This window comes from Micrococcus sp. NPDC078436 (genome assembly GCF_040702705.1).
GTDB lineage: Bacteria > Actinomycetota > Actinomycetes > Actinomycetales > Micrococcaceae > Micrococcus.
Map to the genome: position 1 here is coordinate 185,385 of NZ_JBFBLX010000001.1, position 20,878 is coordinate 206,262.

Below are 20,878 nucleotides of genomic sequence, written 5' to 3' on the forward strand. Positions count from 1 at the left end.
TCTGGACGTCTCGGTCGGCTGGATGCGGCTCGGCTCGACCGCGGGCGCCCAGCTCGGACGTCAGCGCAGGGGGCGCAGGTACCGCTCGGGAGACGCGAGGAACGCGCGGTGGTGCCGGACGAACGGGAGGTCGTCGTAGGCCGTCGGCGTGACGCCGTCCTCGTCGAGCAGCAGGATCCGGGCTCCTGGCAGCGCCGCGAGCACGGGGGAGTGCGTGGACAGGACGACCTGGGATCCCGCCTCGACCATGATCCGCAGGTGGACCAGGAGCGCGAGGCAGCTCTCGAAGGACAGCGCGGACTCGGGCTCGTCGAGAATCCAGAGGCCGCGCACGCCGGCACGCTCCTCGCAGAACTGCAGGAACGCCTCGCCGTGGCTGCGCAGGTGCAGGGTCGATCCCGGAATCGTGGACTCCAAGTACGTGAACAGCCCGTACATGCTCTCGGCCCGCAGGAACACGCCGCCCCTGGGCGCTCCCGCCCCACGCGCGAGCTGCAGGTGCTCGGCGAGGTCGGAGGAGGTCCGCCGCGTCTCGTGGAACACGTTGCGGGTGCCGCCCTCCGCGTTGAGGCCGAACGCCTCCGCGATCGCCTCGACGACCGTGGACTTCCCCGCCCCGTTCGCCCCGACGATCACGGTGGCGTCGCCGAGGTCGAGGCCGTGGTCCAGCAGGTGGCGCACCGCCGGGATGTCGGCAGGCCACACGGTCCGGTCGGCGGGGGAGAGCGGGTGCTCCGTCACCCGGCGCACGGGGCGGTCCCAGGCGCGCGTGTCCGGCGCGTCGTCCCGGGCCATCCGGCTCAGAGCTCCTCGGCGAGCTCCAGCACGGCCCCGGCGGCCTCCATCTCGTGGAGGGCCGCCTGGCCTGCGGCCTCGTCCACGGCCGCGCACAGGTCGGTCAGCACCGTCACCTCGTAGCCGGCGTCCACAGCGTCCAGGACGGTGGCCCGCACGCAGTGGTCGGTGGCGAGGCCGACGACGGTCAGCGCCTCCACCTCCTGATCGCGCAGCCACTCGTCCAGGCCCGGAGCGCCCTCGGCGACGGCGCGGGCCGCCCCCTGGGTCGCGCCGTGGGGGCCGGCCGGGGCGCCGGCCTCGTCACCGGACCGGACGGCGTCGGGCTCCCCGAGGAAGCCCTCGAAGCCGGAGTACGCTGCGGTGCGGGCGCCCTTGAGGAACTCCGCCTCCACGTACTCGGCGTCCAGGTCCGGGTGCAGCTCGGCGCCGCGGGTGCCGGCCACGCAGTGCACGGGCCACGTGGCGCGGAAGTCGGGCTCCTCGCCCTCGGACGCGAAGTGCGTGCCCGGATCCACGTGCCAGTCGCGCGTGGCGACGACGGCGGTGTAGCGGTCCACGTGCTCGTCCAGGTGCTCGCTGATCGCCGCGGCGACGGCGGCGCCGCCCGTGACGGCGAGCGATCCGCCCTCGCAGAAGTCGTTCTGGACGTCGACGATGATCAGGGCGCGGGTGAGGTCGGGCATGTCAGTGCTCCTGGATGAGGGTGGGGATCGCGGGCTCGCCGGACTGCAGCCGCGCGACGCTCGGCGGCAGCTCGCGCAGGGAGGCGGCGTGGCGCTCGGCGGCGCGGGTCACGGCCTCGGGGCCGGTCCAGCCGGGCAGCAGTTCGCCGTCACGGACGAACTCCTGGATGAGCGGACGGTCGTCGGCGTCCGCGTCGGGGCCGCGGTTGACACCCACGAGCTCGGCGACGGCGCGGCCGCGCGCGTCGCGGCGGCGGGCGGCCTCCTTGCGGCCGCCCAGGGACGCCTTGCCGGAGGAGGCCTTCGCGACGTCGACCCACGCACCGTCGTCGTCATGGCGGGAGACGAGCTTGTAGACCATGGAGGCGGTGGGCACGCCCGAGCCGGTGACCAGCCGCGTGCCGACGCCGTAGGAGTCCACGGGCGCGGAGCGCAGCGCCGCGATCGCGTACTCGTCCAGGTCGGAGGTGACCAGGATCCCGGTCTCGGTGTTGCCCAGCTCGTCGAGGAGCTCGCGCACGTGGTGGGCCTGCTGCACGAGGTCGCCGGAGTCGAGGCGGACGTTCTTCAGGTCCGGCCCGGCCACCTCGACGGCGGTGCGCACGCCGGCGTCGATGTCATAGGTGTCCACGAGGAGGGTGGTGGCGGCGCCGAGGGCGTCCACCTGCGCCTCGAAGGCGGCGCGCTCCGAGTCGTGCAGGAGCGTGAAGGAGTGCGCGGCCGTGCCCACGGTGCGGATCCCGTAGCGGCGGCCGGCCTCGAGGTTGGAGGTGGCCGCGAAGCCGGCGATGACCGCGGCGCGGGCGGCGGCGACGGCGGACTCCTCGTGCGTGCGCCGCGAGCCCATCTCGATGCACGGGCGGCCGCCGGCGGCCGCGGTCATGCGGGAGGCGGCGGAGGCGACCGCGGAGTCGTAGTTGAGGATGGAGAGGAGGTAGGTCTCGAGGATGCACGCCTCGGCGAAGGTGGACTCCACCTGCAGCAGCGGGGAGTGCGGGAAGTAGGCCTCGCCCTCGGCGTAGCCCGTGATGTCCCCGGAGAAGCGGAAGTCCGCGAGCCAGGACAGCGTGGCGTCGTCCACCACGGAGTTGTCCGCGAGGTGGTCCAGCTCAGCGGTGGCGAAGCGGAAGCGGCTCAGTCCCTCCAGCGCGCGGCCCGTGCCGGCCACCACGCCGTAGCGGCGGCCGTCGCCCAGGCGGCGGGTGAACAGCTCGAAGCGGCTGCGCCGGTGCGCGGTGCCCGCCTTCAGCGACGCCTGGAGCATGGTCAGCTCGTACTGGTCCGTCATGAGGGCGGTGGGGATGCGCCAGTCGTCCACGCAGGCCTCCACGGAGGCGGCGGGGCGGGGGCTCTTCGCGGTGGTCTCGCTCACGCGGCCACCCTACCGAACGGGGCGGGCGGCCCCGCCAGGGGCGCGGGTCCGTAGACTGGACGGCATGCCCGCCCCCGATGCCCCCGCCTCCGGCACGGACACGGCCCTGCTCGAGCGTCCCCGGGAGGACCTCGGCGCGGACCGCCCGTGGAACACGGTGGTGTGGAACGACCCCGTGAACCTGATGAGCTACGTGGCCTACGTGTTCCGCTCCCACTTCGGCTACTCGGCCGCCAAGGCCGAGGCCCTCATGCTCGAGGTCCACGAGCGCGGGCGCTCCGTGGTGTCCACCGACTCGCGGGAGAGCGCGGAGGTCCACGTGAACGCGATGCACGGGTTCGGCCTGTGGGCGACGCTCGAGCAGGCAGAGGACTGAGGAGGGCCATGGCACAGAGGTTCCGCTGGACGCGGCGCGGCTACGTCGCGCAGCTGGAGAAGCCGGAGGTCCGCCTGCTGCGCGGCCTCGTCAGGGACGTCGTCACCCTCCTGGAGAACCGCCAGGACGAGGTCCGTGCCCACGACGACGCCGACGTCGCCTCGGCCGAGCACCCCGCCGCCGGCGCCGCGGCAGCCTCCGACGCCCCCGCGGCGGAGCAGGCTGCCGCCGCGGACTCCACGGGGAAGGAGGCGGGCCCCGCGGCCGGCCTCTCCGAGGAGGACACCGCGTTCTGGGACCTCGTCGCGGGGCTCCACCTCTCCGCCGACCCGCGGCCGCGCCGCGCCGCGCCGACCGACGCCGCCGTCGCCCGCCTGCTGCCCGAGGCCCTGGCCGACGCGGACCCGGACGAGCAGGCGGAGCACCGCGCGCTCACCGAGGACGCGCTCACCGCCGCCAAGCTCGACGACGCGCGCCGGGCGCTCGCGGCCCTCCAGTCCACGCAGGTCACCCTGCCCCACGCCGACGCGCCCGCGTTCGCGCGGGCCCTGAACGACGTCCGCCTCGTGCTCGCCACGCGCCTGGGCGTGGCCACCGAGGAGGACGCCCGGCGCGTGCACGCCGTGGACGACTGGCGCCGCGCCGAGGACGTCGAGTCCACGATGGCGCTGCTCTACAACTTCACCTCGTGGCTCCTGGAGACCCTCATGGACGAGATGCTGACCGAGCTGCCCGCCGAGGGCACGGACGGGGAGGACGCATGAGCCGGCCCCACGCGGACGCCGCGTCCCCGATCGGCGTGTTCGACTCCGGCGTGGGCGGTCTGACCGTGGCCCGCGCGATCATGGACCAGCTGCCCCACGAGTCCATCCTCTACGTGGGGGACACGGCCCACTCCCCGTACGGCCCCCGGCCCATCGCGCAGGTGCGCGCGCTCGCGCTCGGCATCATGGACGAGCTGGTGGACGCGGGCGTGAAGGCCCTCGTCATCGCGTGCAACTCCGCCTCGGCCGCGGTGCTGCGCGACGCGCGGGAGCGCTACACGGGCCGGCTCGGCATCCCGGTGGTGGAGGTCATCCAGCCGGCCGTGCGCCGCGCGGTGGCCGCCACCCGCAACGGGCGGATCGGCGTGATCGGCACGCAGGCCACCGTGGGCTCCCGCGCCTACGAGGACTCCTTCTCCGCGGCGCCGCACCTGAGCGTCACGAGCGCGGCGTGCCCGCGGTTCGTGGAGTTCGTGGAGGCCGGGATCACCACGGGCCCCGAGCTGCTGGCCACCGCGGAGGAGTACGTCGCCCCGCTCAAGGCGGCGGAGGTGGACACGCTCGTGCTCGGCTGCACCCACTACCCCCTGCTGACGGGGGCCCTGTCCCTCGTGATGGGGGAGGACGTCACCCTCGTCTCCTCCGCCGAGGAGACCGCGAAGGACCTGTACCGGGCGCTCGTGCGCCACGGCATCGAGCACCCGCACTCGGCGGCCGGCTCCGGCCAGTCCGCCTCCCACCGGTTCATGTCCACGGGCGACCCCCGGCACTTCCAGGCGCTCGCCCGCCGCTTCCTCGGCCCCGAGGTGGAGTCCGTGGCCCGCATGGACACGGTGCGGGAGCGCTACCCCACGGCCGCGCTCGCGCAGCTGACGCCCGACCTGATCGCCCGTCTGGACTCCGAACGAAGGGGCACGCCGTGAAGCTGACCATCATCGGGGCCTCCGGCTCCTTCCCCGGCCCCGGCTCGCCGGCCTCGTGCTACCTGGTCTCCGCCCAGGGCGTGGCGGAGGACGGCGTGACCCCGCGGACGTGGCGGATCCTGCTGGACCTCGGCAACGGCTCGCTCGGCGTGCTCCAGCGCTACATCGGCCTCGAGGACCTCGACGGGGTCATGCTCTCCCACCTGCACCCGGACCACTGCATGGACCTGTGCGGCCTGCACGTGGCCATCCGCTGGAACCCGGAGGGCTGGACCGCGGGCCGCGTGCCCGTCTACGGCCCGGCCGCCACCGCCGACCGGCTCGCCGAGGCCTACGGGATGGACCCGGATCCGGGCATGCGGGAGGACTTCGACTTCCGCGTGTGGCAGGCCGGGAGCACCGTCTCCTTCGGCCCGTTCCGCATCACCCCCGTGCCGGTCCGCCACCCCATCGACGAGGCCTATGCCCTGCGCGTGGAGGCCGACGAGGTGGACGCCACCGGCGCCGTCGTCACCCGCGTGCTCACGTACTCGGGCGACACGGACACGTGCGAGGGGCTGGTGGAGGCCGCGCGGGACGCGGACATGTTCCTGTGCGAGGCGGCCTTCCACGAGGGCCGCGACGACGGGATCGACGGGGTCCACCTGACCGGCCGCCGGGCCGGGCGGATGGCGACCGAGGCGGGTGCCCGCCGCCTCCTGCTGACCCACCTGCCCGTGTGGAACGACCCCCAGCGGGCCGCCGCCGAGGCACGCGAAACGTACGAGGGCCCGCTCGCCGTCGCGGTCTCCGGGCTGAGCTACGGCGTCTGAGGGCGCGCCTAGACTGAGGGGCATGAGCGTTCCCGCACCGAACTCCCGCCAGGACGGCCGCGCCGTCGACGAGCTGCGTCCCATCACGATCACGCGGGGCTGGTCCCGGCAGGCCGAGGGCTCGGCCCTCATCGAGTTCGGGGACACGCGCGTGCTCTGCACGGCCTCCTTCACCGAGGGTGTGCCGCGCTGGCTCAAGGGCGAGGGCACCGGCTGGGTCACCGCCGAGTACGCGATGCTCCCGCGCGCCACCTCCGAGCGCAACCAGCGCGAGTCCATCAAGGGCAAGATCGGCGGGCGCACCCATGAGATCTCCCGCCTGATCGGCCGCTCGCTGCGCGCCGTGATCGACCTGGACGCCCTGGGGGAGAACACGATCGTCCTGGACTGCGACGTGCTGGACGCCGACGGCGGCACCCGCACCGCCGCCATCACCGGCGCCTACGTGGCGCTCGCCGAGGCCGTGGGCTGGGCGCAGCGCCAGGGGATCCTGCGCAAGGACGCCACGGTCCTCAAGGACTCCGTGGCCGCCGTGTCCGTGGGCATCATCGACGGCACGCCGATGCTGGACCTGCCCTACGTGGAGGACGTCAAGGCCGAGACGGACATGAACGTGGTGGTCACCGGCTCGGGCACCTTCGTCGAGGTGCAGGGCACCGCCGAGGGCGCTCCCTTCGACCGTGCCGAGCTGGACGCCCTCCTCGACCTCGCGCTCCTGGGCACTACCGAGCTCGCCCGCATCCAGGCGCAGACCCTCGCCGCGCACGCCGCCGGGGCCGACGCGTGAGCGCAGGGGAGACGACCCGGGTGCCCGAGGGCGCCCGCGTGGTGCTCGCCACCCGCAACGCCGGCAAGGTCCGGGAGCTGCGCCAGCTGCTCGCCGGCGCCGTGCCGGGCCTGGACGTGGACGCCGCCGTCGTGGACGCGGGCGCCGTGGGCGCCCCGGACGTCGTGGAGGACGGGGTCACCTTCGAGCAGAACGCCCTCAAGAAGGCTCGCGCGGTGGCGGCCCACACCGGCCTGATCGCCGTGGCGGACGACTCCGGTCTCGCCGTGGACGTGCTCGGCGGGGCGCCCGGCATCTTCTCCGCCCGCTGGTCCGGGGCCCACGGGGAGGACCGGGCCAACCTCGAGCTCCTGCTCGCGCAGCTGGCGGACGTCCCGGATGCGCACCGCGGCGCCGAGTTCGTGTGCGCCGCGGCGCTCGCGGTGCCCAGTACGCCGGACGCGCGGGGCGTGCACAGCATCCACTTCACCCACGTGGAGCACGGCCGCCTGCGCGGCACCCTGCTGCGCGCGCCCGTCGGGGAGGGCGGGTTCGGTTACGACCCGATCCTGCGCCCCACCGGCCGGGACGAGTCCACGGCCCAGCTCAGCTCCGCCGAGAAGAACGCGATCAGCCACCGCGGCCACGCGTTCCGGGCGCTCCTGCCGTACCTGGTGGACGCCCTGGCCGCCCGCTCGTGAGCGGCGGCCCGGGGGTCCCCGTGGCGGGGCACGCGGGACTGGACTTCACCGCGATCGACTTCGAGACGGCCAACGGCTTCCGGGGCTCGCCGTGCGCCGTGGGCCTCGTCCGCGTGCGGGACGGCCGCATGGTGGAGCGGGCCTCGTGGCTCGTGCGCCCGCCGGCCGGCTTCGACCGCTTCGACCCGCGCAACGTGCGGATCCACGGGATCACCCCGGACCAGGTGGGCGGCGCCCCGCGCTTCGCGGAGGTCTTCGACGACCTCGCGGCGTTCGTCGGCGCCGACGTGCTCGTGGCCCACAACGCCCGGTTCGACCTCGGCGTCATCGAGTCCGCCCTCGAGGTCTCGGGCCGCGACGTGCCCACGCTGGACTACGCGTGCAGCCTGATGCTGGCCCGCAGGGCCTACGACCTGGCCTCCTACGCCCTGCCCTCGGCCGCGCGCGAGGCGGGGTTCACGCCGGGCCGCCACCACGACGCGCTCGCGGACGCCGAGGCCTGCGCGGCCATCCTCATCGACGTCGCCCGGCGGTCGCCGGGCACGGAGCAGGCACCGGAGACGGGCACGACGGCGGCCCCGTCCGTCCGGCGCATCGACGCGCTCGTGCGCGACCACGGCCTCGCCGTGGGCCGACTCGAGGGGCGCCCGCACGGCGTCGGTGAGGAGTCCCGGGCGACCCGTCAGGCGCGCCTGACGGCGGGCGTGTTCGACGCGCTCGTGCCCCTGCGGGACGAACGGGAGATGCCCGACTTCATGCGCTGGCCGCAGGAGGGGGCCAACCCCGTGCCGAACCCGGACGCGGACCCCTCCCACCCGCTGTTCGGCCAGACGGTGGTGTTCACCGGCGGGATCGGGATGTCCCGTCAGGCCGCGAAGGAGCGGGCGGCCGCGTTCGGCGCGCAGACCGCCAGTCGCGTCTCGGCGCAGACCACCATGCTCGTGGTGGGCGACGGCTTCGAGGCGTCCGACGTGCTGGGCGGCACCCCGGCGGCGGCCACCCCCGCCGTCACGCACCGCAAGACGAAGGACGCCCTGCGCCGCCGTGCGGCGGGCCAGCCTGTCGCGCTCGTGACGGAGGCGGAGTTCTTGCAGATGCTCGACGAGAACTGGCCCGGCCCCGCCCGCTGACTCGGCGCACCGGACCGTGGGGGAGGGCCGGACGCTCAGGTGGTGGCGGCGCTCCAGCGGCGCGCGGCCTCGATCACCACGCCGCGCTCGGCGATCCACGCGGGCACGCACGCGGCCGCGGCGTCGGAGGCCGGGTCGACGTCGGCCTCCGCACCGAAGACGGCCAGGCCGTGGCGCGCCCCGAGCAGCTGGCCGGCGAGGGAGGCGGTGGAGTCCGAGTCGCCGCCGTGGTTCACGCCGATCCGCAGCGCGAGCGCGAGCGCCGCCTCCGGACCGTCCGCGACCCGGTCCGCCACGAGGGCCGCGAAGACCGCGATGGCCAACGCCTCCTCGGCGACCCAGCCCTCGCCGAGCGCGAGGGGCAGCGAACCGGGCGCGCCCAGGTCTCCGTCGTCGCGGGAGGCCGCCTGCGCGAGGCGCTCCGCGGCCTCGAGCGCGGCGGCGGTCTCCAGGCCGTCCTCGCCGGCGTCCTCCACCCAGGCGCGGGCGTGCGCGACGGCGTCGGGGAGCGTCGCGCCGCGCAGCAGGGCGGCGATCACGAGCGCGTGCGCGGCGGCGCTGACCCACGCGGTGGGGTGGCCGTGCGTGAGCACGGCGCCCTGGCGCGCGAACGAGGCGACGTGGTGGTCCTCGAGCCCCGGGACCATGCCGTACGGGGCCGAGCGCATCACCGTGCCGCACCCCTTCGACTCCGGGTTGTGGGGGTCCCCGGGAAGGCCCATGCCGGGACCCGCCAGCCCTGACAGGCACGCGTTGCCCGGGGCCTGCTGGACGCGCAGCTCCTCGTGCTCGTCGATCCACCGGCCGGGCACCGGCGGGGCGCCCTCGGGCAGCGAGCCGCGCTGGGTGGCGTACCAGCGCAGGCATGCGAGCCACACGCACGCGGCCGCGTCCGAGGCCTGGCCGGCGTTCTGCCACTCGATCCACTCGAGGAGGCCGTCGAGCACGTAGAGGGTCATCTGGGTGTCGTCCGTGATCGGGAGGGAGCGGGCCCCGTCCAGCGCCATGAGCGTGACCGCGTCCGTCACGCCGGAGGGGCCGAGCTGCGCCGTGATGCCGGACGCCGGCGTGAACTCGACGACGCCGCCGAGCGCGTCTCCGGCCGCGCCGGCCGCGAGGAGGGCGAGGACGCGGCGGGCGTGCTCGTCGGCGGGGAGGGCGGGCGCGGCGGCGGGCGTGGGGGCCTGCTCAGAGGTCTGCTCGGACATGCGCTCATCGTACGAGGCGGACCGGATGCTCCTCCCGTGTCCGGCGTCTTCCTAGAGTGGGTCGCATGAAGCTCCTCCACACGTCCGACTGGCACCTCGGGCGCTCCTTCCACGGCACCGGACTGCTCGACGCCCAGGCTCACGTCCTCGACGTCCTCGTGGACACCGTCCGGGAGCACCGGGTGGACGCCGTCCTGCTGGCCGGGGACGTCTACGACCGCGCGCTCCCGCCGGCGGACGCGGTCCGGCTGCTCGATCGCGCGCTGGGGCAGATCCGGGCTGCGGGCGCCGAGGTCGTCCTGAGCAGCGGCAACCACGACTCCGCGGTGCGGCTCGGCTTCGGCGGCGGCCTCATGGAGGCCGCGGGGGTCCACGTGCGCGCGGACGTGGCGGACCTGGCGCGCCCGGTGCTGCTGCGGCAGAGGCCCGACGACGGCGCGCGCGGCGAGGGGGAGCCCGGGCAGACGGTGGCCGTGTATGGGGTGCCGTTCCTCGAGCCACGCCATCAGGGCCAGGCGTGGGAGGTGGAGCCGAACCACACGGCCGTCATGACCGAGGCCGTCCGTCGCATCCGGGAGGACCTCGAGGCCAGGCGCGCCGAGAGCGCGAGCCCGGTCGCGGGCGTCGTCATGGCGCACCTGTTCGCCGCGGGCGGGCACGGCTCGGAGAGCGAGCGGGACATCGGGGAGGGCGAGCACGTCGAGCATCCGGGCGGGACGCCCGAGGCCCTTGTGGGGACGCTCGGCCAGGTGCCGGTGTCCGTGTTCGCGGGGCTGGACTACGTCGCCCTGGGCCACCTGCACGGGCGGCAGCGCCTCGCCGATCACGTGCGCTACTCCGGCTCCCCGCTGCCCTACTCCTTCTCCGAGGCGAACCACCGCAAGGGGGCGTGGCTGGTCACGGTCGAGGGAGGGGCCGTGCGCGCCGTCGAGGCCGTGGACTGGGAGGCCGGCCGCCGGCTCGCGGTCATCGCCGGGCCCCTCGACGCGCTGCTGGGCTCGGCCGAGTTCGCCCACGCCGAGGACCGCTGGGTGCAGGCGACCGTCACCGACGACGAGCGGCCCGAGCGCGCCCTCGAGCGCCTCAAGACGCGCTTCCCGCACGTCCTCGTGTTCCGGCACGAGCCCGCGGGCGGGAGGAGGACGCGCGAGCGCACCTACGCGGACGCGCTCCGCCAGGCCCCCTCAGCCCTCGCGCTGACCACCGGGTTCGTGGACCACGTGCGGGAGCGCGCGGCCAGTCCGGCCGAGGCGGCCCTGCTCCAGGACGCCCTCGAGGCGTCGCGACTCGCGGAGGTGCGCGCATGAGGGTCCACCGGATGCGGCTGCAGGGGCTCGGCCCCTATGCGGACCGCCAGGACGTCGACTTCGCCGCGCTGAACGCCGCGGGCCTCTTCCTGCTCGACGGCCCCACGGGCGCCGGCAAGTCCACCATCCTCGCCGCGCTCTGCTATGCCCTGTACGGCTCGGTGCCGGGCGGCCGCTCGCCCGAGTCCCTCGTCACCACGCTGCGCGAGCCCGGGGCCGTGACGCCCGAGGTGCTCCTGGAGTTCTCGGTGCAGGGCCGCCGCTTCGAGGTGCTCCGCTCCCCGAAGCACCTGCGGAAGAAGAAGAAGGGTGACGGCCTGACCTCCACGCAGGCCGCGGTGTCCCTGCGCGAGCACGCGGAGGGGCAGTGGGGCGCCCCGCTGACCCGCGCGGACGAGGTGGGCCAGCTGATCGCCTCCGTCATGCACCTGGACGCCGATCAGTTCATGCAGGTCGTCCTGCTGCCCCAGGGCCAGTTCGCGCAGTTCCTCACCGCCACGTCGGACGACCGCCGGGCCCTGCTGCGCCGCCTCTTCGGCACGCAGCGCTTCGACGGCGTCGAGGAGCATCTCAAGGGGGAGGCCTCCCGCCTGGACGGAGCCGTCGCCGCGGACGCCGCGATCGCCGACGCCGCGCGCGCCCAGCTGCGCGACGCGATGCGCGAGGAGCTCGGCGAGGACTGGCCCGCGCCCGAGCCGCACCCCGAGACGGACGAGGGCCTCCTGGACCTCGCCGTGCGGCGGGCCGATGCCGCGCGGGAGGCGGCCGGAGCCGGACTCACCGCGGCCCACACGGCGGAGCGGGACGCCCGCGCCGCCGTGCGCGCGCTCGAGCGCACGGCGGCCTCCCTCGCGGCCGCGGCCGGATGGTCGGACCGTCTCTCCGTGCACGAGGCCTCCGCGCGGGAGACCGGGGAGGGCCGTGCCGCGGTGCTCGCCCATGAGCGGGCGGGCCGCGTGCTCGCCGCGGCCGCGCGTGCCCGGCGCGCCGAGCACGCGGAGCACGCCGAGGGCGAGCGCGCGGCCACGGCGGCGGCCGGGGTCGCCGCCGAGCCGTTGGCCGCCTCGTGGCTCGGCGAGGCGTCCGGGGAGGGCGAGCAGGACGAGGTCGCCGGCGCCACGGTGTCGGTCGCCCGCACCGCGCTGCAGCGGGCGGACCGCGCGGCGGACGCCGTCGAGGCCGCCGTGAAGGACCGCGCCCGGATGGCGAGGCTCGAGGAGGAGCAGGCCGCCGCCGGCGCCCGGCGCGAGGCGATCGACGGGGAACGTGCGGCGGGGGCTCACGAGCGAGAGGCGCGTGCCACAGCGATCGCGGCCGCGCGGGAGGCCGTCGAGTCGGGTGGGGCCCGGCTCGGCGCCCGCGCGGCCGTCGACCGCCGGGCGGAGGAGGCCCGCACGCGGCGTGCCGCGGCCGGACTGGCGGAGGAGCGTCGTGCCGCCGCCGAGAGGGCCCGCGTCGATCACGAGAGGCTCGTCGCGCGGGAGCGCGCGGCCGCGGAGAAGCACGTGGGGCTGCTGCGCTCGCGCTACGAGCAGGCGGCGTCCGAGCTCTCGGAGCAGCTCGTCGCGGGGGAGCCGTGCGCGGTGTGCGGGTCCCCGGCGCACCCGCGTCCGGCGCCCGCAGCCGCGACCTCGGTGACCGAGGCCGACGTCGCCGCCGCGGAGAAGGCACGGGACCGCGCCGGCGCCGCGGCCGCCCAGGCCGAGGCCGCCCGGGAGCGGGCCGAGTCCGCTCTGAGAGAGGCCCGGGACGCCGCCGGCGGGCTCGGCGTGGAGGAGGCCGAGGCGGCCCTGGGTGCCGCCGAGGCCGAGCAGGCCGACCTCGCCGCCGTCGCCAAGGCCCTGGCCGCGGACCGCCGGACCCTGACGAAGCTCGAGACGGCGCAGACCGCGGCGGAGTCGGCGGACGCCGCCCTCGCGCTCGAGGCCGAGCGCCTCGAGGAGGCCACGGCGCGGCGCGCCGAGCGGCTCCTCGAGCTGCGGGCCGCGGTCGAGGCCGCTCAGGCCGACGCCGAGGACCTGGACGTCCGGCGCGGCCAGGTCGGCGGCGCCCGCCGCGCCCTGCGCGCCCTCGCCGACGCGGCCGAGGCGCAGGCGCGTGCCGCCGCCGTGCGCGCGGAGACCGCGGAGGCCCTCGCCGCCGCCCTCGCCGCGGAGGACTTCACCGGTGCCGAGGCGGCGGCGCAGGCACGGCTCGACGACGACGACGCGAGCGCCCTCACCGCTCGGGTGCGCGCGTGGGACGAGGAGGGCGCCCGCCTGGCCGAGCTCGGAACCACCGAGCTCGTCGCCGAGGGCCGTGCCCTCGCCGAGGCCGGCACCGCCGCCCCGACCCAGGAGGAGAGCGCCGCCGCGGCCGAACGCCTCGCCGCCGCCGAGGCGGCCAGCGCGGAGCGGGCCACCGCCGTCGGCAGGCTGGACACCCTGGTGGCGACGGTGCGCCGTCAGTCCGCGGCGCTGACCGACGTGCTGGGCCGCTCCGCGGCGCTCATCGAGGAGCACCGCACGGTCACGCAGCTGCTCGCGCTGGTGCGCGGGGGCGGGGAGAACCGCCTCAAGATGCCGCTGACCAGCTACGTGCTGGCCGGTCGGCTCGAGGAGGTCGCCGCGGCGGCGACCGAGCGCCTGCTGGCCATGACTGATGCCCGGTACAGCATCGAGTACTCGGACGCCGTGGGCGGCCGCGGCAACAAGGGCCTGGAGCTCGTGGTCCGTGACCACTACGTCGACGAGACGCGGCACCCCTCCACGCTCTCGGGCGGGGAGACGTTCATGGCCTCGCTGGCCCTGGCCTTGGGCCTCGCGGACACGGTGCAGGCGGAGTCCGGCGGCATCGAGCTGGACACGCTCTTCGTGGACGAGGGCTTCGGCTCGCTGGACTCCGAGACGCTCGACGACGTGCTGGACGTCGTGGACTCCCTGCGCTCGGGCGGGCGCACGGTGGGGCTCGTCTCCCACGTGGACCGCATGAAGCAGGAGATCGGCGTGCGCCTCGAGGTCCGCAAGGACCGCCGCGGCTCGAGCCTCGCCGTCCACGACGGGACCTGACGGGGCCGCCCGACGGGCGAGGGGCCGACCGCGCAGCGGTCGACCCCTCGTCCTGCGCCGTCGCGCGGCGACTCGGGCACGGTGGCGTCTCAGGCCCGGCGGCGCCGCCGTCCGGCCATCCCGGCCAGCCCCGTCCGGAGGCGAGAGGGCAGGCCACGGCGACGTCCGCCGCCGGAGGCCGAGGAGCCCGCCCCGGCCGAGGACCCCGCTGCCGACGAGCCGTCGGCCCCCGGCACCCCGGCCTGGCCGGCACGCTGCCCGGCCGCGGCCCGTTCTGCCTCCGCCGCACGGCGCTCGGCGTCGATCCGCTCCCGCTCCTCGGCCTCGGCCGCCCGGCGCTCCTCGAGCTCGGCCACGCGGCGCCGCTCGCCCCGGGACTCGATCATGCGGTAGAGGACCGGCACCAGCACGAGCGTGAGCAGCGTGGAGGAGACCAGGCCGCCCACCACGGCCACGGCGAGCGGCTGGGACATGAAGCCCGCGTGGCCGGTGATCCCGAGCGCCGTGGGCATCATGGCGAGCACCGTGGCCAGCGCCGTCATCACCACGGGGCGCACGCGGTTGAGCGCGCCGAGCTCGATGGCCTCGTCCAGGGGCATGGCGTGGTCCCGCCGGTACTGGTTGATGAGGTCGATCAGCACGATCGCGTTGGTCACCACGATGCCGATGAGCATGAGCACGCCGATCATGGTGGGCAGGCCCAGCGCGGTCCCCGTGACCAGCAGCGCCAGGACGACGCCCGTGGCGGCGAACGGGATGGACACGAGCAGCACGAGCGGCTGGCGCAGCGAGTTGAACGTGGCCACCAGGACCACGTACACCACCGCGATCGCGGCCAGGAGCGCGAGCCCCAGGTCCCGGAACGTCTGCTCCTGCTGGGTGGCCGCTCCGCCGATGGTGGCCGTGGCCCCCTCGGGCAGCTCGAGGCCGTCGAGGGCCTCGCCCACGCCCCGGGAGACCGCGCCGAGGTCCTGCCCCTCGGGCTCCACGCTCACCACGGCGGTGCGCTCGCCGTTGGAGGAGGTGACGCTCGCGGGCACCTCGCGCTGGGACACCGCGGCGAGCTCCTCGAGCGGCACGGGTCCCTGCGGGGTCTGCACCGGGACGGCGCGCAGCTCGTCGAGGGTCTCCACGGGCTCCGGGTCGCCCAGCCGCACCGTGTACTCCTGGAAGCCGAACCGCACGTCGCCCACCGGCAGGACCTGCAGCGCACCGGCCACCTGGCCCGAGACGGCCTCCTCGGTCAGGCCCCGCTCGGCGGCGGCCTGGGTGTCCACGTCCACCTGGAAGGTGGGGCGGGTGTCCGAGGCGGGCGTGGTGACCTGCCGCGCCCCCTCGACGCCGCGCAGCCGCTCGGCCACCGTGTTCGCGGCCTCGTCGAGCGCCTCGGGCGAGGACGCGCGCACGGACACGTCGATGTCCTGCGAGCCGCCGGGGCCCTGCTGGCTCGAGAGGGACACCTCGCCCACGCCCTCGAGCGCGGCCAGGCCCTGCCGCACGGTGTCCTGCAGGGCCTCCTGGTCCGCGTCCTCGTCCGTGACGACCGTGAACTGGGCGCTGTCCGCGGCGCCGCCGGCACCGAAGAAGCTTCCCTGGCCGCCCGCCGTGAACTGCACGGTCTCCACGCCCTCGGTGGCCATCAGGGACTGCTCGACCTTCTCGGCCGCCGCAGCGGTGGCCTCCAGCGAGGTGCCCCGCCTCTGCTGAGCGGTGACCACGAAGGAGTTCTGTCCGGAGTCGCCGAGCAGGTTGGTGGGGACCAGGGGCAGCAGCGCTGCGGTGCCCGCCAGGAGCACGACGGCGGCCGCGAGGGTGGCCTTGGCGTGCCGCTGGGTCCAGCGCAGTGCGGGGCGGTACGCGTCCGTGAGCCACGAGCGGTGCGCCGTCGGACGGGCGTCGGCGGCCTGGCGCGGAGCGTCCGCGGCACGCCGCGGGGCGCGCAGGAACCACCAGCACAGCACCGGGATGATCGTGAGCGCCACCAGGAGGGAGGCGAGCAGGGCGATCGTCGTCGTGACCGCGAAGGGGCGGAACAGCTCGCCGGCCAGGCCGCCCACGAACCCGATGGGCAGGAACACGGCCACGGCGACGAGGGTGGAGGCGGTGACCGCGGTGGCCACCTCCCGCGTGCCCTCGAGGATGGCGGTGCGCCGGTCCTCGCCCAGGCTCAGGTGCCGCCGGATGTTCTCGACGACGACGATCGCGTCGTCCACGACGCGGCCGATCGAGATGGTGAGCGCACCGAGGGTGAGGGTGTTCAGCGAGTAGCCGGCCACGCTCACGCCGATCAGCGCGGCCAGCAGGGAGAGCGGGATGGACACGGCCGTGACGAGCGTGGAGCGGGCCGAGAGGAGGAAGACGGCGATCACGAGGACCGCGAAGGCCAGGCCCAGCATGCCCTCCACGAGAAGGCTGTCGATGGACTGCTGGATGAACGGCGCCTGGTCGAACACGACCGCGAGGTGGGATCCGCCGCCCAGGAGGGACTCGAGCTCCGGCATCGCGTCGCGCACCGCCTGGGAGACGGCCACGAGGTCGGCGTCCGGGATCGCCGTGACGGAGAGCGAGAGCGTGTCCGCGCCGTCGGTGCGGGTCACGGAGGTGGGGTCCTCGGCGGCGAGGCTCACCTCGGCGACCTCCGACAGCGGCCGGGGGGTGCCCGCGGAGGAGGCTGCGGGGGCGGCCGGCGCCGCGCCGGTCCCGGGGGCGGTGGCCTCATCGGGCGTCGTCGTGCCCGGGGCGGGCGGTCCGCCGCCCCCGGCGCCGGAGGTCTCGCCCGCGGACCCGGAGTCCGACCCGGAGCCGGGGGTGACGGTCACCTGGGAGAGCTCCTCGAGGGACTCGACCGGGGAGCCGGCCTGGACCGGATAGGTGATCCCGTCCTGCGTGACCTGGCCGATGGGGAACAGGCCGGCGTTCTCCTCCAGGGCCGTGGTGATGTCCTGGGTGGTCATCCCGGCGGCGGCGAGGGCCTGCTGGTCCGGCACGACGGAGACGTACTCCTCGGTGCCGCCGATCACCTGGGCGCCGCGGACGCCGTCGAGCTTCTGCAGGCGGGGCGCCACCACGTCCTCGGCCCGGCGGCGCAGCTCGTTGAGGTCCTCGTCCCCGGAGAGCGCGAGGAAGACCACCGGGAAGTCGGAGACCGACCCCGCGAAGGAGGTGGTCTCGGTCTCCTCCGGCAGCTGGGCGCCGAGGTTGGAGATCACGCGGTCCACCTGGGAGCGCGCCCGGTTGAGATCCGTGCCGTACTCGAAGCGCAGCTGCACGGCGTTGAAGGAGGAGCGCGACGTGGACTGGGAGGACTCGAGCCCCTCGACGGCCTGCAGGGCCGTCTCGAGGGGCTCGCCCACCGTGGCGTCCACCACCTCCGGGCTCGCGCCCGGGTAGGTGGTGGACACCGAGATGACGGGCAGCTCGAGGGACGGGATGAGCTCCCGCTTGAGCTGACCGGCGGAGATGACGCCGAACACCGCGACGAACACGGTGATGAGCGCCACAAGCGCCCGCTGCGACAGTGAGAACCGGGCGAGCGCTCCCATGGTCGGTCAGCCGAGCTGCAGCGTGGACGCGGTGGCCTCGGTGACCTCGCGGAGCAGCTCCGGCTCCTCGTTGAGGGTGTGGCCCAGCGACGGGATGAGCTCCTTGAGGGTGGAGTCCCATGCGCCCATCTTGGCGGGGAAGCAGCGCTCGAGCAGCTTCACCATGATGGGGGCGGCGGTGGAGGCGCCCGGGGACGCGCCCAGCAGGCCGCCGAGGGAGCCGTCCGCGTGGGTGACGACCTCGGTGCCGAACTGCAGCACGCCGCCGAAGCGGCCCTTCTTCTTCATCACCTGCACGCGCTGGCCGGCGGTGATCAGCTCCCAGTCGGAGCCCTCGGCCTCCGGGTAGAACTCCTGGAGCGTGTCCACCTTCTTGGAGCGCGGCTTCAGCACCTCGGAGACGAGGTACTGCGTGAGCGGGATGTTGTCCTTCGCCACGTCGAGCATCACCGGCAGGTTGTGCGGGCGGATGGAGAGCGGCAGGTCCAGGTAGGAGCCGGTCTTGAGGAAGTTGGTGGAGAAGCCGGCGTAGGGGCCGAACAGCAGGGAGCGCTTGCCGTTGACGAAGCGGGTGTCCAGGTGGGGGACGGACATGGGCGGGGCGCCCACCGCGGCCTGGCCGTACACCTTGGCCATGTGGCGGTTCACCACGGCGTCGTCGGTGCAGCGGAAGAACTGGCCGGACACGGGGAAGCCGCCGAAGCCCTTGGCCTCGGGGATCCCGGAGTTCTGCAGCAGGTGCAGGGCGCCGCCGCCGGCGCCGACGAACACGAAGCGGGCGCGGTCCGTGACGGTGGAGCCGGCGGCCTTGTTCTTGACCGCCACCTCCCAGCGGCCGTCGGTGCCGCGCTCCAGGCCGGTCACCTTGTGGCCGAAGCGCACCTCGGCGCCGTGGGAGGCCATGCTCGTCACGAGCTGGCGGGTGAGGGAGCCGAAGTCGACGTCGGTGCCGCCGGCCACGCGGGAGGCCGCGACGCGCGGGCCGGCGGGGCGGCCCTCCATGAGCAGAGGGGCCCACTCGGCGATCGTCGCCGGGTCCTCGGTGTGCTCCATCTGCGCGAAGAGCGGCTCGGCGGACATGGCCTCGTAGCGCTTGCGCAGGTAGTCGGCGTGGTCGTCGCCCCACACGAAGGACATGTGCGGCAGCGGGTTGATGAAGGACTTCGGGTCCTTGAGCGTGCCGTCCTTCACGAGGGCGGACCAGAACTGGCGGGTCAGCATGAACTGCTCGTTGATGCCGAGGGCCTTGGTGACGTCCACCCGGCCGTCCTTGCCCATCGGGGAGTAGTTCAGCTCGCACAGGGCCGCGTGGCCCGTGCCGGCGTTGTTCCACGGGTCGGAGGACTCCAGACCGGCCTGGTCGAGGTTCTCGTACAGGGCGATGGACCACGTGGGCTCGAGCTTCTGGAGCATCACGCCGAGGGTGGCGGACATGATGCCGCCGCCGATCAACACGACGTCGTGGGTGGTGGAAGAGGTGGTGGACACGGTCTACTCCTGGGACAGATCGACGGTGGTGGGGCACCGCGGGTCCCTCGGTTCTGCGGGGGGCCGCGGGTCGATGCCGCGGTGGCCCACTCTACTACCGGACGCCCCCGCTCCGGGTGCGTGGGCCGAGGGGGTCAGGCGTCCGTGACGCCGATGCGCGCGAAGGGCTCGTCGAGCTGGGGGGAGGTCGGGTACGAGGCCACCCTGGGCCCCGTGGCCAGCGCGGAGATGGGGTAGACGAGCGGCAGGGCGGGCAGGTCCAGGGCCATCGCGCGCACGACGCCGCGGTGCAGCTCGCGGCGTCGGTCGTCGTCGGGCTCCGCGGCGGCGGCCGCGAGGTCGCGCACCACCCGGGGATTGTCGTAGTTGGTCTCGGCCCGGCCCGAGCGGGCGATCGGCTCGAGGAACGCGTGGGGGTCGCGGTAGGCGCCGCCGCGGCCCATGAGGTGGAACGCCCGGGTGGGCCGGGAGACCACGGCCCGCAGGTAGTCCTCGTCGTCCGGGACCGGCACGGGGGTCACCGTGATCCCCACCGCGCCCAGGTCCGCGGCGACCATCGCGTAGACGCGCTCGGGCTCGGGCAGGGAGGGGCGCCCCGTGGCCAGGGGGTACAGGAACTCGAGGGGCTCGCCCGCGTACCCGGACATCTCCCGGAGACGCTCGGCGCGGTCCGGATCGAGGTCGTGGTGCTCCGCCTCCTCGTCGCCGACGCCGAGGGCCGGCGGAACGAGGTCGTGGGCCTGGGCGGTGCCCTCGAGGAAGACGTCGCTGGAGGCCAGCCGCCCGCGGTCCACCGCGTGGGCCACGGCTTGGCGCAGATGCTGGGAGCGCAGCTGCGGATGGGCCAGGTTCATCCCGAGGTAGAGCACGGCCAGGGGATCGCGGGGGAGGACCTGCGTGCCGGCCTCCACGAGGGGGCGCAGCTGGCTGGGGGCCACCACGTCGATCACGTCCGCGGTGCCCCGGCGCAGCTCCCGCAGGCGGGTGCTCGCCCGGCCCCACGCGTGCACGGCCACCGGCCCCGTGGCGGGCGCGTCCCCGCGGTGGCGGTCGGCGGGCATGAGCAGGGTGACGTCGGCGGGGTCCGCGGCCGGCGGCTCCCGCGCCGCGTGCGCGGCGGCCTCCTCGGCCGTGGCCCAGCGGAAGGCCCCGGTGCCCGCGGGGGTGACGACGTCGGCGTCCCCCACCCGGACCGTCCGGTCCCACGAGCCGGGGGAGGAGATGGCGAAGGGCGGGGAGCTCAGCGCCGCGGGGAGGTGGTGGAGGCGGGAGCGCAGGCGCAGTCGGACGGTCCGCTCGTCGGGCGTCTCGACGCCCGCGAAGGCGGTCTCCTCGGTCCCCGCGTGTCCGCCGAACGCGGACACGAACGGGGAGGGCATCGCGACGGTCCCGTCCACGGGGGTCGGCGGCGTGGACCAGCGCATGACGTTGGCGGCCACGGCGGCGGCGTCGCACGGTGCGCCGTCCTCGAAGACCAGGCCGTCGAGGAGGCGGAACTCGTGGGTGAGGCCGTCGTCCGAGACCGTGTGGGACTCCACGAGCTGGGGGGTCGGGGCCCCCGTGTCCGGGTCCACGCCGAGCAGCGTCTCGAGCACCTGGCGGGAGAGGCGGAAGGTCTCCGCGTCCCAGGCGCCCGCGGGGTCACGCGTGAGCGGGCGGCCCGGCGCGCCCACCACGAACGGCCGAGGGACCGCGGGGGCTGCGGGCGCCGCGGACGGGACGGTGGGGGTGGACGCGGCAGGCGTGGCCGGGGCCTCCCGCCCGCACCCACTCAGGCCCACGCCGAGCGAGGCCAGGCCGAGGCCCATGAACCCGCGACGGCTGAGCTCCATGTCCGTCTCCTCGTGTCAGTGCTGTGCGGGCGGGGGGACTCGAACCCCCACGTCCTTCGACACTGGAACCTAAATCCAGCGCGTCTGCCAATTCCGCCACGCCCGCCTGCCCCGCTCCTCGGGGGCGAG

16 protein-coding genes and 1 tRNA gene are annotated in these 20,878 nt (G+C 75.3%); 9 read left to right on the forward strand and 8 right to left on the reverse strand.

Features of this window, described 5'->3' with window-relative positions:
- Positions 1 to 60: 60 nt before the first annotated feature.
- The 3 genes from AB0302_RS00865 to AB0302_RS00875 are packed head-to-tail and all read right to left on the reverse strand — an operon-like array spanning position 61 to position 2,811.
- Positions 61 to 795: an AAA family ATPase gene (locus AB0302_RS00865; RefSeq protein WP_366370243.1), complete on the reverse strand. Its 735-nt coding sequence runs from the start codon at positions 793 to 795 to the stop codon at positions 61 to 63.
- A gap of 5 nt (positions 796 to 800) precedes the next feature.
- Positions 801 to 1,481 carry an isochorismatase family protein gene (locus AB0302_RS00870; RefSeq protein ID WP_248115146.1) on the reverse strand — a complete coding sequence of 227 codons (681 nt, stop codon included), beginning with the start codon at positions 1,479 to 1,481 and terminating at the stop codon, positions 801 to 803.
- Position 1,482: 1 nt separating this feature from the next.
- Positions 1,483 to 2,811 carry a nicotinate phosphoribosyltransferase gene (locus tag AB0302_RS00875; RefSeq protein WP_366370329.1) on the reverse strand — a complete coding sequence of 443 codons (1,329 nt, stop codon included), beginning with the start codon at positions 2,809 to 2,811 and terminating at the stop codon, positions 1,483 to 1,485.
- A 106-nt stretch (positions 2,812 to 2,917) separates the two neighbouring features.
- Here AB0302_RS00875 and clpS point away from each other — a divergent pair, with 106 nt between their 5' ends.
- From clpS to AB0302_RS00910, 7 genes are read left to right on the forward strand one after another with little or no spacing between them, the layout of a single operon-like run.
- Positions 2,918 to 3,229 (forward strand): ATP-dependent Clp protease adapter ClpS, encoded by a 312-nt coding sequence (gene clpS, locus AB0302_RS00880; protein ID WP_319075323.1) that lies wholly within the window; start codon positions 2,918 to 2,920, stop codon positions 3,227 to 3,229.
- Between the two features lie 8 nt (positions 3,230 to 3,237).
- Positions 3,238 to 3,993 (forward strand): DUF2017 family protein, encoded by a 756-nt coding sequence (locus AB0302_RS00885; protein ID WP_319075321.1) that lies wholly within the window; start codon positions 3,238 to 3,240, stop codon positions 3,991 to 3,993.
- On the forward strand, positions 3,990 to 4,916 hold the full coding sequence (murI, locus tag AB0302_RS00890) for a glutamate racemase (protein ID WP_248115143.1): 927 nt from the start codon (positions 3,990 to 3,992) through the stop codon (positions 4,914 to 4,916). Before AB0302_RS00885 ends, murI begins: the two co-directional genes overlap by 4 nt.
- A complete protein-coding gene (locus tag AB0302_RS00895) occupies positions 4,913 to 5,728 on the forward strand; it encodes an MBL fold metallo-hydrolase (protein ID WP_319075319.1) in 816 nt (271 codons plus the stop codon). Before murI ends, AB0302_RS00895 begins: the two co-directional genes overlap by 4 nt.
- A gap of 22 nt (positions 5,729 to 5,750) precedes the next feature.
- Entirely contained in the window at positions 5,751 to 6,515 is a 765-nt protein-coding gene (rph, locus tag AB0302_RS00900; RefSeq protein ID WP_248115141.1) for a ribonuclease PH, read from the forward strand.
- Positions 6,512 to 7,195, forward strand: a complete 684-nt coding sequence (locus AB0302_RS00905) for a non-canonical purine NTP pyrophosphatase (RefSeq protein WP_319075317.1) — start codon at positions 6,512 to 6,514, stop codon at positions 7,193 to 7,195. The genes rph and AB0302_RS00905 overlap by 4 nt, the downstream gene beginning before the upstream one ends.
- Positions 7,192 to 8,325 (forward strand): exonuclease domain-containing protein, encoded by a 1,134-nt coding sequence (locus AB0302_RS00910; protein WP_366370244.1) that lies wholly within the window; start codon positions 7,192 to 7,194, stop codon positions 8,323 to 8,325. The genes AB0302_RS00905 and AB0302_RS00910 overlap by 4 nt, the downstream gene beginning before the upstream one ends.
- A gap of 35 nt (positions 8,326 to 8,360) precedes the next feature.
- On the opposite strand, the gene AB0302_RS00915 is transcribed toward AB0302_RS00910, so the two are convergent.
- Complete coding sequence (locus AB0302_RS00915) at positions 8,361 to 9,533, reverse strand: ADP-ribosylglycohydrolase family protein (RefSeq protein ID WP_366370245.1); 1,173 nt, start codon at positions 9,531 to 9,533, stop codon at positions 8,361 to 8,363.
- Positions 9,534 to 9,598: 65 nt separating this feature from the next.
- Between AB0302_RS00915 and AB0302_RS00920 the strand changes: the two genes are divergently transcribed.
- Both AB0302_RS00920 and AB0302_RS00925 read left to right on the forward strand, forming a co-directional pair.
- Complete coding sequence (locus tag AB0302_RS00920) at positions 9,599 to 10,840, forward strand: exonuclease SbcCD subunit D C-terminal domain-containing protein (protein ID WP_366370246.1); 1,242 nt, start codon at positions 9,599 to 9,601, stop codon at positions 10,838 to 10,840.
- On the forward strand, positions 10,837 to 13,887 hold the full coding sequence (locus AB0302_RS00925; RefSeq protein ID WP_366370247.1) for an SMC family ATPase: 3,051 nt from the start codon (positions 10,837 to 10,839) through the stop codon (positions 13,885 to 13,887). Before AB0302_RS00920 ends, AB0302_RS00925 begins: the two co-directional genes overlap by 4 nt.
- 89 nt (positions 13,888 to 13,976) lie before the next feature.
- On the opposite strand, the gene AB0302_RS00930 is transcribed toward AB0302_RS00925, so the two are convergent.
- The 4 genes from AB0302_RS00930 to AB0302_RS00945 all read right to left on the reverse strand — a co-directional run bounded on the left by AB0302_RS00930 (position 13,977) and on the right by AB0302_RS00945 (position 20,855).
- On the reverse strand, positions 13,977 to 17,429 hold the full coding sequence (locus AB0302_RS00930; RefSeq protein WP_366370248.1) for an efflux RND transporter permease subunit: 3,453 nt from the start codon (positions 17,427 to 17,429) through the stop codon (positions 13,977 to 13,979).
- 6 nt (positions 17,430 to 17,435) lie between these two features.
- Positions 17,436 to 18,917, reverse strand: coding sequence for a malate:quinone oxidoreductase (locus tag AB0302_RS00935; protein ID WP_366370249.1), 1,482 nt, complete (start codon positions 18,915 to 18,917; stop codon positions 17,436 to 17,438).
- 134 nt (positions 18,918 to 19,051) lie between these two features.
- Positions 19,052 to 20,749, reverse strand: a complete 1,698-nt coding sequence (locus tag AB0302_RS00940; protein ID WP_366370250.1) for an ABC transporter substrate-binding protein — start codon at positions 20,747 to 20,749, stop codon at positions 19,052 to 19,054.
- Positions 20,750 to 20,773: 24 nt separating this feature from the next.
- Positions 20,774 to 20,855 (reverse strand) — tRNA-Leu (locus AB0302_RS00945).
- Between the last annotated feature and the right edge of the window lie 23 nt (positions 20,856 to 20,878).

Excerpts from the sequence above, each read along its gene's own strand:
- AB0302_RS00930 (WP_366370248.1), bottom strand. The coding sequence starts at position 17,429 with ATGGGAGCGCTCGCCCGGTTCTCACTGTCGCAGCGGGCGCTTGTGGCG.
- AB0302_RS00865 (WP_366370243.1), bottom strand. The coding sequence starts at position 795 with ATGGCCCGGGACGACGCGCCGGACACGCGCGCCTGGGACCGCCCCGTG.
- rph (WP_248115141.1), top strand. The coding sequence starts at position 5,751 with ATGAGCGTTCCCGCACCGAACTCCCGCCAGGACGGCCGCGCCGTCGAC.
- murI (WP_248115143.1), top strand. The coding sequence starts at position 3,990 with ATGAGCCGGCCCCACGCGGACGCCGCGTCCCCGATCGGCGTGTTCGAC.
- AB0302_RS00940 (WP_366370250.1), bottom strand. The coding sequence starts at position 20,749 with ATGGAGCTCAGCCGTCGCGGGTTCATGGGCCTCGGCCTGGCCTCGCTC.
- AB0302_RS00920 (WP_366370246.1), top strand. The coding sequence starts at position 9,599 with ATGAAGCTCCTCCACACGTCCGACTGGCACCTCGGGCGCTCCTTCCAC.
- AB0302_RS00915 (WP_366370245.1), bottom strand. The coding sequence starts at position 9,533 with ATGTCCGAGCAGACCTCTGAGCAGGCCCCCACGCCCGCCGCCGCGCCC.
- AB0302_RS00925 (WP_366370247.1), top strand. The coding sequence starts at position 10,837 with ATGAGGGTCCACCGGATGCGGCTGCAGGGGCTCGGCCCCTATGCGGAC.
- AB0302_RS00870 (WP_248115146.1), bottom strand. The coding sequence starts at position 1,481 with ATGCCCGACCTCACCCGCGCCCTGATCATCGTCGACGTCCAGAACGAC.
- AB0302_RS00885 (WP_319075321.1), top strand. The coding sequence starts at position 3,238 with ATGGCACAGAGGTTCCGCTGGACGCGGCGCGGCTACGTCGCGCAGCTG.
- clpS (WP_319075323.1), top strand. The coding sequence starts at position 2,918 with ATGCCCGCCCCCGATGCCCCCGCCTCCGGCACGGACACGGCCCTGCTC.